Genomic DNA, 13,931 nt, shown 5'->3' with positions numbered 1-13,931 from the left:
CATTACGTGTGTGCCATGTTCCACAAGAGAATCATCCCCGTCCTACTCTTCGCCTGCTGGACGCCGTTCCTTTCCGCGCACGCGGTGGAGGAAGGGACTGTCGGCGCCAAGAAGGAGCAGGTTGTCGACGCCAAGAAGGAGGGCGCCGCCGACCCGAAGAGGGAAGGGGTTGTCACGATTGACATGATCATCCATGCCCGCCAGAACGGCGATTACGAGCTGGCCCTCGAGCTCATCGGGCGCGCGCGTCAGCGTCCGTTGGGGACACGCGCGCTGGTGACCCTGTCCCTCTACGAGGGAATCCTCTTGTATGAGGTGGGAAGGTTCGTGGAGTCCGGTGATGCCTTCGAGATGGCACTGCTGATCGAGCCCGACGCCACGCTTCCCAAGCCAGTTTCGCCCAAGATCGAGAGTCACTTCGAGACCGTCCGGAAAAAGGCTCAGCAGGAGCCGAGCACTACCTCGGGCGGCAAGCAGAAGCCTTCTCCGAGGGCTTCGACGAACTGCCCGTCCGGGCACATCATCCCCCCTGGCAGGACCTTGAAAGCACAGCAGTTGTGGCGCCTGGCCATGATGGAACAGATGCTGTGCTTGCGAGATATACGTGGTGGAGAGGTGGCCAGGCGCTTGTCGGAATTCAAAGCCCAGGTCTCGCAAGCGGGCTCGCCCACCGAGTGGGTCCGCGCCATTCAGGAGGTTGACCAGTTCGCCAAGGAGTACGCCGTCTATCCGTTCAAGGCGGACTGGGATCACGCGAAGTCTCTCGTGCCAGAAGAGCGCTGGGAGCTCGGGGACGAGGACCAGGACGTGGCCCTACCCGCGGCCCCCGAGTCACCCGATGAAGAGCCGGCGAGTCTCTTCGGGTGCCGGGCAGCCGTTGTTCCCGACTGCGAGCGGCTCATGCGGCGCCTGCTTCTGCTCCAGAATCAAATCTCCGGGGTGGCGTCCGAGAAACAGCTCACCGCGAGAGCAGAGCTGCTGCGCCTGGGCAGGAGGGTTCGGGAGGCCGACACCAAAGAGAAATTGCGAGCCACCACGCTCGACATCGATACTTGGCAGAGCACGTGGCATTGAAGCGCCGCCCTCCACGACTCCTGGGATGGAGCCATGGAGGGGGCACGCTCCTCAACCCTCGAGCATGTTGATCTTGAGGGTGTTGTCCTGCCCGGCTTTGACGTCGACCTCGCGCTCGATCGTCCTGTCCGAGTGGACGAACTTGATGATGTGGAGCCCCGCGGGCAATTGCAGGGGCTGCATGGGGGTGTCTCCCATCTTCCGACCATCCACGAAGACAGTGGCGTAGGGATAGACGCGCAGCACCAGGGTCCCCTTGCCCCTGACCTTGGGAGCAGGCGGAGGGGCGGGCGTGGGGTCGACAGGAGGCGGCGGAGAGACGGGCACGGATGGCTGGGCGGATCCCCCCTGCGCGGGTTGGTTGTTCGCCACCTGCTCAGGTTGGTTGTTCACCTCCTGCTCGGATGACTTCGTCGCCTGGCTGGGCTGCGCATCGGCGTTCTGCTGGGGCAAATCACAGCTTCCCGTGGAGGTGAGCAGGAACACCAACAAGCCAAGCGCCCATGACGGCATCGAAGGCCGACGCATCGTCGGAGCCTGCGGCGGGAGACTTCTATTGGATGCCGGGATCTCGATGGGCCCGGACGGCCGTCGGGGCCGCCCCGGGGCAGTCTGTGGCTCGGACGAGAGGCGCCGGGATGGAGGTGAGATGGGGGCCCCTTGTGCCTCCTGTTTCGAGACCTGGGGGCCACGGTGGTTCGCCGTCACCGCCTCATTCGGCGGTGAGGAGGAACGCTTCCTGGTGAGGCCCGGGGGCACAGGAGAGGAAGTCTTGAGCGGCTCCTTCGCAACGGGGATGCTCTCCCCTGGGTCCGTGTTGGCCCGGTTGATGAGATGCGCTACCTGCTGCATCGTCACGGGCGTCCCAACGGAGAGAATGAACTTCTCCAGGTCGGCCTGGAAGGCGTGGCAATCCGCGTAGCGTTGGTCGCGGTCCTTGGAAAGCACCTTGTTGAGGATACGCCGCAGCGGGAAGGGAAGATCCTCACGGATCTCGGCCGCCGGGGTGTGCGGCTCGAAGAGGATGGCCTGCATCAGCCCGGCCTCCGACTCCGAGGCGTACGGCCGCTGGCCCGTGAGCAGCTCGTAGAGCACCACGCCAAGCGCGTACACGTCCGCGCGCCGATCCAATGGCTTCGCGCGCAGCTGCTCGGGCGGCATGTACGGGAGCTTGCCCTTGACGACACCGCTCTCCGTCTTGCGGCTCTGCCCGGTGGCCTTGGCGATGCCGAAGTCCACCACCTTCACCGCGCCCTGCCGGGACAGCAGGATGTTGTCCGGGCTGACGTCTCGGTGGATGAGGCCTTGCGCTTCGCCCGTCTCGGGGTCGGTGAAGTCGTGGGCGAAGGCCAGCCCCTCGCAGGCAAGGGAGATGATCCGGGCGCACACCTCGGGAGGCAGGGGCTTCCCCTGGGCCGCGGCGCGCTTGATGAGCGTGCGCAGACTGGGCCCATCAATGTACTCCATGGCCAGGAAGTAGCTTCCCTCGGACTCGCCGAAGTCGAAGATCTGCACGATGTTCGGGTGCGTGAGCCGGGCAGCAAGCTTGGCCTCGGACAGGAACATCTGAACGAAGTCAGGTTCCGCGGCCAGCTCAGGCAGGATGCGCTTGACGACCAGGGTCTTCTCGAACCCCATGGGCCCGACGGCCTTGGCGAGGAACACCTCGGCCATGCCCCCCGCGGCGAGCTTCCGCACCAATTCGTACTTTCCCAGCTGTTGCTGTTGCGTCACGGGTCCCCTCTTTTCCCAGCGGATCCGACAGTTCCATGCCGGACTCCCGCGAGGACGCGCTCTCAGGTTCAGCGGGCACCTAAATATCAGGTGGCATTCAACCTGTCGTGCTCTTGCCTGCACGCGAGTCGCTCGCGACACATTTTAAATCAATACAGGTCTGGAGGTCGGGCAAGCCCTGTCTGAACCAACCAGACTTCAGTGACTCACGAGGATGTCAGGGTTTCAGCGCCACAGGATCATCCTCTACACCGTACTCACCTTGTCTCTCGCCACCGCAAGGCGGTTGCACTTCCCGAGTCAGAGCATCCGAGCTCCCTTCAGGCAGGCCAGCATGGCCGCGTCAGCGGCCCCCCCTCGGCCACTCCGCACCCGCCAGCCCCCCGCAACCGTCCTCTCCTTGTTCAGGGGGTGAAGATCGGCGAGTAGCTCGTCGAGAACACGCCGGGTCCCGACAGCATGACCCGGCCCGAATCCAGGAGGACGGAGGTGGCGCCGAACGTACTGGTCCCCATGTCACTGAGGGGGGTCCAGGTGTTGCTCAGTGGCTCATAGAGCTGGAAATAGGTCATGAAGGTCTCGGGGTTCGCAGCGCCTCCCGCGCTCAGCAGCTGCCCCGAGTAGAGCGGGGTCGCCGTATGGCCCCAGAAGGGAGCGCCTACGGGAGCGGCGGCGGTCCACCGGTCATTGTAGGGGTCATACAAATCCACCGAGCTACCGCCAACCACGAGCACCGAGCCCAAGTACAACCGAGTCGCGGTGAAGGTGTTGTGCGAGTACGCGTTGGTCCGGTCGGTGGGAATGGAGGCCACCTGCCTCCAGGTGTTGGTGTCTGGGTTGTACAGGTCCACCTGCTGCGTGTCGCCGTTCACCAGGAGCACCTCGCCCGAATACAACCGCACCGGGGCGGAGCGGCTGGTGTCGTGACCCAGGTCTCCCGCCGGACTCCACGTGTCGGTGGCCGGATCGTAGAGTTCCGCCGTCGTGGCCCCGTCCCCACCGGTGACCAATACCTTTCCCGAGCCGAGCAACGTAGCCTAGTGAGAACTGCGTGGCCGCAGCATCCTGCCGCTCAAAGGTGGTCCAGGTGCCGGTGCTCGGCTCGTACAGTTCGGCGGAGTCGAGCGGCCCGTTCCCCCAGGAGGGACCCCTGCCGCCCGCGAGCAGAACCTTGCCTGACGGGAGCCTCAACATGGCGGCCTGGTAACGCGGCGTGTTCAGATTGCCCGTGGGCTGCCAGGTGTTCGAGTAGGGATTGTACAGCTCGACCGACCCGAGCACGGAGGTGGCGCCCCGGGAGCTGATGTAGAACCCGCCCGCGGCGAGCACCAGTCCGGAATCGAGCTGGGCCACCGCGCTCTTGGCGCGAGAGATGCTCATCGGGGCGCTGAGGGCCCAGGGCGTCGACGTCACGGCACTGGCGCTGGTGCCGAGAGAAGATGAAGTGCTCGTGTCCGCACGGACCGGCTCGTCCGCCACACCACAGCCGACGGTGGCGACAACTCCCCACAGCAACCCTGACAACCGAAGTAGCCTGTTCATGAACGCTCCCAACCAGGTCCCCCCCCGCGTTGAATGCAGAAGGGTCTCCGAGGGTACAGCATCCTGCCCTCGCGGAGGACACGCCCCGGGGAGAAGAGCACCGCCTTCTACCGGGCGCAGCGGAGCGCCGTGTCCGACAACGATTCGCCAAGTGAGCCGACAATTTCGAAGCTCCGCACGGCGCGTGCGACGACCTCCTGAGCCATGCGCAACCTACGGACTCAGCTGAAGCGCTTTCGGACGAGCAGCTTGTCGAACATCTTGTTGCTGGCGCTGTTCGAGAAATTGAACGTCAGCGAGTCCGTCACACTGTTGTGGCTCTCGATCGTCTTGAATCCGAACGAAAGGCTGCTGCTGCTCAGAGTCCCCATGTTGGTGTCGCCGAAGAGCGCCGAGACCTTATCCTCCTTCAAGAAGTCGCCCACGCTCTTATTCTTGGCCATCTTGTTCAAGATGTGGCAGCCCAACAGGGTGCACTCTGAACTGGTGCCGGAATCGCAGACAATCTTCGCGGCGTTGCCGAGATCGGTTTTTTCAACCGAGAATGAATAATCGGATGCAAGAGAAGGCTCGTATATCATGGTGATATCATTTACCCCCGACTCCCCCTTCGCGTTGTTGGTCTTGCGTATCCAGTTGGGGTCGATGCTTTGCTGGATCAGCTGATTGGCTTCTTCCAGACCGGCCTCGGCGAGAATGATGACGTTGATGTTGGGCTGCGAGGCCATGAGCTTGAACAGCTGCTCCGCGAACCCCACTGCACCTCGCAGGGAGGTGCCATGGTCGAGCGGGCCCGTAAAGGGCAGCATGCCCCCCATGGTTCGAACGGAGGTCGAGCCGGAAAACTGGCTCGTGGCATCGAGGGATTGATAGTAGATGTAAAGGTCCGGTTTGCCGTCGACCTGCGCATGGATAAGCAGCCCGTGGTGGTCGCTGAAGACGGCGCTGGAGTATCGATTGACGAGGCCTACGAGCTTGATCTGGCCCACCTTCTTGTCTTTCGGGCTCAGCAGCGAGTGGTAACCGTCGGAGGTCTGGTCGAAGCTAAACTGCTCGAGAGATCGCGTGACCGGGATCGCGGTGGGCAACGTCGTCACGTCGTCCATGTCCAGGTGAAACTGCAGCGTGGCGATCATCTCTCTCAGCTCGTACAGGCAATCCAGCAGCTCGTCTTCCCGGGACGGCTGATTCGTGAGGGTGCCGAAGCCGATGGGAGGAGACTTGGTGAGCAGCTGTTTCTTCAGGCTGGCGTTGACGGTTCTCAGCTGATTCTTGACGAGCTGGATGCCGAGCGCGGTCGCCTGGCCCCTCTTGACGAGGGTGTCTCGAGACCGGAGCCTCTTGAGCCATTGTTTGCGGAAGTCGTCTTGGCTGGGCTTGGGCGTGAGCTTGGACTGCTTGACGATCTTGTTGGTTGGCCCATCGTCTGAAAAGCGGGTGAGCGAACGTTTTTTGGTCTCGTGCTTTGGCATTTTTGGGCCCACTGCAATCTATCGTGGTCCAGCAAGGGGGGCCAAAAAACATCGCGCTACAGGGGTGACGCTAGGGCCTTGGATCCGTTTTCTGATTGTAGAGTGGGATTTCACTCGGCAGGGAAAACGCCGCGTGAAAATAGTTATCGCGGAATGGCTGGCCTCGATAGACAACACCTCAAACGGAGGGAGTCTGGGCCCATCACTTGTGATTCTGGCTCTACTTCAGGTGAACAAGTTCTCGCCGAAGCGCCGCTCATAGACTGCGTAGGCGATAAGCTCGGGCGCGAGGTATCCATGCCCCATCGGCGCTCGGCGCTCCATCATATGGAGCGCTCGTCTCATCCAGGTGGAGCGGAAGCTGGAGTTGCTCCACACCTGACGCGACATCCTCTCTGCTCCCCTGCGAGCGGCGGGCGTGGTATCAGCGGACCCCATCCATGCTTCCCGTCCCACCCGTCAAGCTCGGCTGGACGCGCACGCTCGCCCTGGCCGTCGCGGTCACCGTACTCACCTGGTCTCTCGCCACCGCAGGGCGGCTGTACTTCCGCCAGTACAGCACCAGTGGTGCAGAGGGCATCTGGCCCACCCTCTACCCGCTCCACGCCCTCATCCACTGGGACTCGGGCTGGTACGAAGTCATCGCGACGAGCGGCTACTCGTACACCCCCGGCGAGCAGAGTCCGGTGGTGTTCTTTCCCGGCTACCCCATGGCGGTGCGAGGCGTCTCCTGGCTGCTGGGGGTCCACCCCTTCCTCGCCGGGGTGATGGTGAGCACCCTGTGCGGGCTGCTCGTGCTGCCACTCTTCTTCGCCTGGGCCCGGCGGGTCGGAGGTGAGCGGGTGGCCTGGCTCGCGACGCTGCTGCTCGCCGCGTACCCCTACGCCTTCTACCTGTTCGGGGTGATGTACTCCGAGCCCTTCTTCCTGCTGCTGGTGGTGGGCAGCTTCCTGTGCCTGGAGCGCGATGTGCTCTGGGGAGCGGCACTCCTCGGGGCGCTGGCCACCGCCACCCGCCCGGTGGCACCGGCGATCCTGGTCGGGCTGGTGGTCCGCCAATGGGAGCGCAGGCGTCAGCAAGGGGAGTCGCCGCGGCGCTCGGATGCAATCCTCCTGCTCTCCGGGGCCGGCATGGCGGGCTTCATGCTGTTCCAATGGCTGTCTTTCGGCGAGCCACTCGGCTTCGCCAAGGCGCAGGCCGCCCCGGGCTGGGACCACGTGCCGGGCTGGGATACGTGGCTCAAGATGGGCTTCTTCCGGGTCATGGCCAGCAGCATCATCTTCGCGCGCAAGGCGCAGTTCGCCCTGCACGCGCTGCTGACCTTCGGGGCGCTGGCGCTCGCCTGGCCCATGCGCCGCCACCTCGGCTGGGGCTACAGCGTCTACGTGGTGATGGTGCTGGCCATCCCCGCGCTCAACATGAAGGACTTCTGGGGAATGGGGCGCTACGTGCTGGCGGCCTACCCATGCTTCCTCGAGCTGGCGGTGTTGCTGGAGAACCGTCCGCGGGTTCGCGCTGCGGCGCTCCTGGCGAGCCTGTCCTTGTTCTGCACGCTGGCGTTGGCGTTCGGCCGCGGCGCCTGGGTGGCGTAGGGGTTCCTCGAATGGGGGCAGATTTGCGAGTGAGCCAGGGACAGGCCCGGTCCCACACGATTCAGGGGGAGATCGGCGTGCAGAGCTCCACGAGCACTCCGTCGAGGTCCCTCACGTAGGCCACCGTCTGCCCCCAGGGCTTCTGCTTGGGAGGCTGCGCGGCCCCGGCGCCCGCCTTCACCGCGCGCTCGTAGGCGGCCTGGACGTCTGGCGTGACGAGCGCCACCTCCACCGCCGCCGCGTCCTGCTTCGGCCGGTTGAAGCGCACGGTGAGGCCATTGTCCTTCGCCATCTCCTCCGCGGCGAAAGCCAGCGCCGTCGCGCCGGTCTCCATCTCCGCGTACTGGCCACTCTCGTGGAGGAAGCGGCGTTGCAGGCCAAAGGCCTTCTCGTAGAAGTCGACGGTGGCGGGCACGTTCGCGACGTAGAGGATGACGTAGCCGAGCTTCATGGCGGCGGACTCCGGTGCACAAGTGGAACAGCGTGCGGCGGTATTCGCACAGCCCGCCCCGGCCTGTCTTGAAGGAATCGGACAGGGTTCATCCCTCGAGCTGAAGCGCCGTGGGAGTGAGGCCCGCCAGGTCTCGAACTTCTCGTGAGAGATGCGCCTGGTCGGCGTAACCGCACGAGAGCGCCACGGCACTCAGGTCCTCCCCTCCGCTGGAGCGCAGCATCGCCACGGCTCGCTGGAAGCGCAGCACCCGGGCCAGCAGCTTCGGTGGCACGCCCGCCTCGTCCAGCACGTTCCGGTGCAGGGTGCGCTCGCTCACCCCCAGCGTCCGCGCCAGCGAGGACATTCGCACCTGTCCTCCCGAGGACTGGAGCCAGCGCAGGGCCTGGGTGGCTCGGGGCCGCGACGCCTGTCCGAAGGACGCCAGCTGCCGGGCGACGCTCTCCTGAAGGAGGGCCTGGGCCTCCGCCGGTGAGCGACAGTCCTCGAGCCGCCGCTGGAGCAGGGCGAGCGCTGGCGAGCAGTCCGCGACGGGAACACTGAGTCCACGGAGCTCACGGGGACTCACGCCGAGCAGCGGCAGCGCCCACCCGGGCTTGAACCGGACGCCCAGGCTCACCGAGCCGGGCTCGATGGAGACAAGGGCGAAGCGCTCCATGGGGCCGACCACCTCCAGGGACGGGTCGGCCATCCACACCGGGCCTCCCGTGTCTCGGAAATGGAAGATGAGGTCGGTGCAGCCGTCCGGCAGTATCCGATGGAGCTCGGGCCCGGTTCCGGCGCCACGAGGTGGCGCGGAGTAGCGCCAGAACGCGTCCACCGCATCCGCCATGCTGGCCGGGGGAGCCAGCTCCTCGTAGCCCTTCATCGCCGCACCCGCTGACATCGCGCACCTGTTCCCCGGCTCCAGGGATACAGCGTGCCCGAAGCGGCACCGGGATTGCCAGCGACGTGAAGCAAGCTCACCTCGCGCTATGCCGCTCCTCGGCCATGCGGAACTCCAGGCCCGGTCGTGTCTCGGCGTGGCAGCGCGAGGGCCGCGAGGGCCGAAACCGCCAGCGCTCCTCCGAAGACGGCCATCGCGGCGCGGTGCTGCTCGAGCGTCGCCACCGCTCCGCCCTTGGCCAGCACCCCTCCGAGCACCGCGATGCCCGCCACGCCTCCGAGGTAGCGAATGGTGGACATCGCCCCGGCGGCCATTCCGCTCCGCGCTTTATCCACGGCCCCCATCGCCGCGGCCTGGGACGGCGCGGTCGCCAGCGCCAAGCCGAAACCCAGGAGCATGAGCGGCAGGATGGCTTCATTTGGCACGTCCAGCGTGCGCATGCCCAGCAGCCCCACTCCCGCGAGCGCCAGGAGCGCGCCCGCCACCGAGGTCACGCGCGCTCCGAGCTGCTCGGAGAGCCTCCCTCCCAAGGGCGTGCCAATCACCATCATGGACATCATCGCGAGCATCGTGCGACCCGTGCGGCCCGTGTCCTCTCCAAACCGCTGCGCGAAGAGATAGGGGAGCTGGAAGAGCAACCCATACATGGCCAGGTTCTGGAGCGCGAGGATGCAGCTGCCCGCAGTGAAGGCACGCGAGCCGAAGAGCTGGAAGTCGATGACCGGGTGGCTCTGGCGCCGCTCCCAGCGGTACATCAGCACGAGCACCCCGGCTCCCGCGGCGAGCAATCCCGCCATCCACGCCCCCTGGCTCTTGCCTCCCACGACGAGCAACGCCAGCCCCGTGCCGAGCAACACGCTGCCGAGGACATCGAACGCGGGACGCTGGGCGGGAACGGGCTCGGCGGGTACCTCCCCGCGCCCCAGGAGGAGCGCGAGGCAGATCACGGGGACGTTCACCATGAAGATGAAGGACCAGCCCAGGCGGGCCACCAGCTCTCCGCCGAGCATCGGGCCCGTCGCCGCGGCCAGGGACATGATCGCCCCAAAGAGCCCGAAGGCCCGCGCCCTGCGGTTCGCCGGCAGCCCGTTGCGCAGCAAGGCCATGGCGCTGGGCGCGATGACCGCGCCCGCTGTCGCCATGAGCACCCGCGCCAGCGCGAGCAGGGCCACATGCCGGGCCAGGAAGCCCGTCATGGCGCCCAGGGCGAACAGCGCCTGCCCCACGCCCAGCACGCGGTGATGACCCCAGAGATCTCCCAGCTTTCCGCCGGGGCTCTGCAGGACGATTCCCACCAGCAGATAGCTGGTCACCAACCATTGGCTCAACGTGTCGGGCCCCGCGCCCAACTCGCGGCCAATCGTCGGGAGCGCCACGGCGATCATCGTCGAGTTGAGGGGCACCAGCGCCATCGTCAGCGCGAGCGACGCCAGGGTCCGGGAGGACAGCGCTTGCGGCTCGGCGTGGGCGGCCACCTCCGAAATCTCAGCCGACACGGGTCACCGCCCGGCGCTGGAGGAGGAAGAGTTGGGGGCCGGCGAAGGCCCACTCGAGGTCCTGCTTTCTTCCGAAATGGTTCTCACACCGGGTGGCGAGCGCGTGCAGTTCCTGCAAGCGCTGCTCGTTCAAGCACAGGGTATTCACCCGCTCGGGCGCCACCGCCACCTCGCGCGTACCCCCGCTCGGGAGCGGTTGGATCTCCAGGTCCTTCTCTCCCGCTGCCCGTTCGAGGATGAGACCCTCCCGGCTGATGCGGTAGCGATCCGGCGTGACGAGTCCCGCCACGACGGCCTCGCCCAGGCCCCAGCTCGCCTCGATGACCCGCTCGTCGGCCCCGGTGAGGGGATCGCACGTGAACAACACGCCCGCGCACTCGGACGCAACGAGATGCTGGACGACCACGGCCACGCGTGGTGTGCCCTCCTTTCCGAGCTTGCGGCGGTACGCGAGGGCCGCCTCCGAGCGGCCCGAGGCCCACACCTGCTTCACGGCGTCGATCAAACCGTCCTGGGTGCGCACAGCGAGCGCGGTGAGGTGCTGACCCGCGAAGCTCGCATTGGCCGAGTCCTCGCCCACGGCGGACGAGCGCACCGCCACGGAGGGGCCTACCCGGTCGAGCAGGCCGCGGACCTGGGCCACGGCGCCAGGCTCTCCCGCGGAGACCCGCTCCACCAGCCCGACCGAGAGCGCGAACCCTGGGGGGACGGGCAGGTGGGCGCGCAGCGCGGCTCCAAGATGGACCGCCTTGCCGCCGAACTCCTCCTCGGACAGCGCTTCATTCAAGGGCACCAGACTCATGACAGCACCTGCAGCTCTCCGGTCGTTCCATTGACCCGCACGCGAGCGCCGTCGCGCACCACCTTCGTGGCCTCCCGGGTGCCGACGATGCCCGGAATCCCATACTCCCGCGTCACGATGGCGGCGTGGCACAGCTGCCCGCCCCGGTCCGTCACGATCGCCCCGAGCAGGGGCAGCACGACGTTGAAGTAGGGCGACGTCGTGGCCGCCACCAGCACGTCGCCCTTCTCGATGCGGCCGAGGTCGGTCTGCTCCTTCACGATTCGCGCGATGCCCTCGTAGATACCCGGGCTCACCGGCAGGCCGCGGACCGACGTCTCCGTCGTCTGGGCCGGGGGCGACTCGAAGACGCCCTGCATGTAGAACATGATCGCGTTGTTCACGCGCAGCGCCGCCGGGGGAAGGAAGTCCATGGGAGGGGGAGGCGAGGGGGGCGCGCCCAGCCAGGGGGGCGCATCCGCGTGGGTCTTCGTCTTCCTCCACTGCGCGCGCCGCTGGAGCTCCTCGCTCGTCGGGTGGTTGGCGGCGCGCAGCAGGCCGAGCAGCTCTTCATGGCTCGCATCGATGGCCAGCTCCGCGTCGGTGAGCCGCCCCAGCTCCTTCAGGCGAGCCCCCACGGCGAGCACCGCCCGGCGAGCCAGACCCAGGGCCCAGCCATCACTGTAGGTATTGCGCTCGTCCCGGAGCCGGTAGACGAGCCTCGCCTCGGCGAACAGCTCGTCGAACTCCTGCCGGTGCGCCTCCGGCACGGCCTCTCGCACCTGCTCCATCAGCCGGGGGTTCGAGGCGCCCTCCGTCTGCGTGCGTCCCGTCACCGCGCCCTGGATGCCGTGCACCAGCGCTTCGGGAACCTCCAGGGCATATTGATCGGAAATGTCATAGCCCAGGCTGCGGTAACCAACCCACTCCAGGTAGGTCCGCAGCTGCTCGCCCACGGCGCCGGGCATGGCCACCAACTGCTCGAGGACCTGCTTCGCGGGGGTGTTGGAGAACAGCAGCTCGCGTGCCGCCGCATCCGCGCGCAGGGCCTGGATGAGGGCGGGAGTCTCCTGGGTGGCGAGCTGAGCGGACAGAGGAGAGTCGCCCTTGAAGAGCCGCGCGAGCTCTCCGGCGCTCTTGCCCGTCCACCGCTGCGCATGGACGAGGAAATCCCCCACGGGGAGGATGTGCGCGACATTGTAGAGGTGGTGCAGGCGGGCCATGGCGACCAGGTGGTCGCGGCACGCCACCAGGTGCGTCTCCAACTCCGCGGTGGGAAGCGTGGAGGGCTCCACGGCCTGCAGGGCGAGGTGCGCGCGGATGGCCGCCGGCTTCTCCACCGTATCCCAGTACCGCAGATCCTCGCGCCAGCGCTTGCCTTCCAGGGCCTGCTTCGAGACGTTCAGCCGGCGGCGGATTCCCGGGTGCAGGCGCGTCATCAGCTTCATCAGGAACAGGGGGGGCGGTGAGCCCGAGGCGCCCGCGGGGGCCCCGAAGGGGACGAGCTGGGAATACATGAACCCGTGGATGCTCACCGCGCGCATCGCGTCGATCATCAGGCCATACCGGGCCGCTCCCTCGGTGAATCCCGCGCTGAGCCCGGCGATGAACAGCTCAGAGGAATACCGGGACCCGGGGCGATGGGTATGCGCTGTCTCCAGCTCCCAGCTTCCCGGACCGGGGGCTTCGAACTTCACGTCTGAAGAAGTAAGGCTTTGCATTCGTGATTCCTCTGGCATGGAGCCGCTGCGCGGCAGGCGACCGTGTGGCCGCGGGGCTCTCCATAATTTCGTGACAATAATGTTTCACGGATTTTGCTGACAGAGCGTAGCTTGGGGCGGAAATCGGCCTGGATTGGGATCGAAGGGAGTGGCGTGCGCGGCTTCCGGGGTGGCTGAACGGAGGGACATACTCGCCGTCCATGACTCGCACGCCTCAGCGCTCGCCTCCCCATCTCCTCACCCTGGACGCGATGGGTGCTGGGGGCCTGCCCTTGCGTGTCGTTCGTATCCCAGGAGACGGGCCCGTGCCTCCGCCCGTGCCGCTCGTCTCGACCTTCTTCATGGTCTTCGTGCTGACGGCGGGAAGGGGGCGAGCCCGTCACTTGGAGGAGCTCGAGCTCCATGAGGGGGACATCCACCTCGTCCCCGCGGGCGTAGAGCACCAGCCCCTCGATGTTGGCAACCTCGAGGGGTGGATCGTGGGGTTTGATCCGCTGCTGCTCCGCTCGCTCGGACCGGAGTGGTTGCCAGCACCGCCTCGAGGCACTGGAAAGACGAAGCCCCCTCCAGCGCGGAGCCTCTTTGTCCGGGGACTGCTCCGGCTGCGGCCCGGACAACCCCGGTGGCGTCGAATCGTGCAGTTGGTGGCCGAGCTGGAAGCCGAACTGCGAGAGGCCCAATGGGGCGTGGAGCACGCCGCGCACGCATGGTTCATCTTGCTGGTCACGGAACTCGTGCGCGAGTTGCAGGAGCACACGCCTCTCGCGCCGCCCATGATCGGCGGGCTCGTGCACGATGCGCTCGCCTTCATCGAGGCGCACTGCTTGCAGCCGCTCTCGCTCCAGGACGTCGCGGCGGCGGTGGGGTGCACGCCCTCGCACCTGGCCAACGTCATCCGGAAGGAGACAGGGCTGACGGTGGGTGACTGGCTGCGAGAGCATCGCATGGCCGAGGCCCGGCGGCGCCTGCTGGACACGGAAGCCAGTATCGAGCGCATCGCAAGCCAGGTGGGTTACACCGACGTCACCCATTTCATCCGCACCTTCCGGCGCGTCCACGGAATGACCCCCCGGGCCTGGCGCGCGCAGCGCCGCCGCTAACCCCAATCCAAGCCGATTTCCGACCCAGACCACGCGCTGAAGACAGACGCCGCTGCTCTTGACTGTCTGGCCATCATGACGA

The 13,931-nt window shown here is 66.5% G+C and carries 12 protein-coding genes; 3 read left to right on the top strand and 9 right to left on the bottom strand.

Annotation, left to right across the window (positions count from 1 at the left end; genetic code table 11):
* Positions 1 to 15 precede the first annotated feature (15 nt).
* Entirely contained in the window at positions 16 to 1,074 is a 1,059-nt protein-coding gene (locus OV287_RS08715) for a hypothetical protein (protein ID WP_267533529.1), read from the top strand.
* A gap of 51 nt (positions 1,075 to 1,125) precedes the next feature.
* On the opposite strand, the gene OV287_RS08710 is transcribed toward OV287_RS08715, so the two are convergent.
* The 4 genes from OV287_RS08710 to OV287_RS08695 all read right to left on the bottom strand — a co-directional run bounded on the left by OV287_RS08710 (position 1,126) and on the right by OV287_RS08695 (position 6,212).
* On the bottom strand, positions 1,126 to 2,748 hold the full coding sequence (locus tag OV287_RS08710) for a serine/threonine protein kinase (RefSeq protein WP_444546338.1): 1,623 nt from the start codon (positions 2,746 to 2,748) through the stop codon (positions 1,126 to 1,128).
* A gap of 464 nt (positions 2,749 to 3,212) precedes the next feature.
* Positions 3,213 to 3,839, bottom strand: coding sequence for a Kelch repeat-containing protein (locus OV287_RS08705; RefSeq protein WP_267533527.1), 627 nt, complete (start codon positions 3,837 to 3,839; stop codon positions 3,213 to 3,215).
* A 732-nt stretch (positions 3,840 to 4,571) separates the two neighbouring features.
* The gene (locus tag OV287_RS08700; protein ID WP_267533526.1) at positions 4,572 to 5,822 is read right to left on the bottom strand and encodes a hypothetical protein; all 1,251 of its coding nucleotides are present in this window, start codon (positions 5,820 to 5,822) and stop codon (positions 4,572 to 4,574) included.
* Between the two features lie 225 nt (positions 5,823 to 6,047).
* Entirely contained in the window at positions 6,048 to 6,212 is a 165-nt protein-coding gene (locus OV287_RS08695) for a hypothetical protein (protein WP_267533525.1), read from the bottom strand.
* A gap of 50 nt (positions 6,213 to 6,262) precedes the next feature.
* Between OV287_RS08695 and OV287_RS08690 the strand changes: the two genes are divergently transcribed.
* Positions 6,263 to 7,414 (top strand): putative hexosyltransferase, encoded by a 1,152-nt coding sequence (locus tag OV287_RS08690; RefSeq protein ID WP_267533524.1) that lies wholly within the window; start codon positions 6,263 to 6,265, stop codon positions 7,412 to 7,414.
* A 61-nt stretch (positions 7,415 to 7,475) separates the two neighbouring features.
* Here OV287_RS08690 and OV287_RS08685 read toward each other — a convergent pair whose 3' ends face one another.
* The 5 genes from OV287_RS08685 to OV287_RS08665 form a co-directional block, all read right to left on the bottom strand.
* Positions 7,476 to 7,865 carry a VOC family protein gene (locus tag OV287_RS08685; protein WP_267533523.1) on the bottom strand — a complete coding sequence of 130 codons (390 nt, stop codon included), beginning with the start codon at positions 7,863 to 7,865 and terminating at the stop codon, positions 7,476 to 7,478.
* An 88-nt stretch (positions 7,866 to 7,953) separates the two neighbouring features.
* Positions 7,954 to 8,751: an AraC family transcriptional regulator gene (locus OV287_RS08680; protein WP_267533522.1), complete on the bottom strand. Its 798-nt coding sequence runs from the start codon at positions 8,749 to 8,751 to the stop codon at positions 7,954 to 7,956.
* An 86-nt stretch (positions 8,752 to 8,837) separates the two neighbouring features.
* Entirely contained in the window at positions 8,838 to 10,247 is a 1,410-nt protein-coding gene (locus OV287_RS08675; protein ID WP_267533521.1) for an MFS transporter, read from the bottom strand.
* Positions 10,237 to 11,049, bottom strand: coding sequence for a PEP/pyruvate-binding domain-containing protein (locus OV287_RS08670; RefSeq protein ID WP_267533520.1), 813 nt, complete (start codon positions 11,047 to 11,049; stop codon positions 10,237 to 10,239). The genes OV287_RS08675 and OV287_RS08670 overlap by 11 nt, the downstream gene beginning before the upstream one ends.
* Positions 11,046 to 12,749 (bottom strand): PEP-utilizing enzyme, encoded by a 1,704-nt coding sequence (locus OV287_RS08665; protein ID WP_267533519.1) that lies wholly within the window; start codon positions 12,747 to 12,749, stop codon positions 11,046 to 11,048. The genes OV287_RS08670 and OV287_RS08665 overlap by 4 nt, the downstream gene beginning before the upstream one ends.
* Before the next feature lie 200 nt (positions 12,750 to 12,949).
* On the opposite strand from OV287_RS08665, the gene OV287_RS08660 reads away from it, so the two are divergent.
* Positions 12,950 to 13,849: an AraC family transcriptional regulator gene (locus tag OV287_RS08660; protein ID WP_267533518.1), complete on the top strand. Its 900-nt coding sequence runs from the start codon at positions 12,950 to 12,952 to the stop codon at positions 13,847 to 13,849.
* Positions 13,850 to 13,931 lie beyond the last annotated feature (82 nt).

This window comes from Archangium lansingense (assembly GCF_026626635.1).
Taxonomy (GTDB): domain Bacteria; phylum Myxococcota; class Myxococcia; order Myxococcales; family Myxococcaceae; genus Archangium; species Archangium lansingense.
The sequence above is the reverse complement of the archived record's forward strand: the minus strand, read 5'-3'. Positions and strand labels throughout refer to the sequence as shown.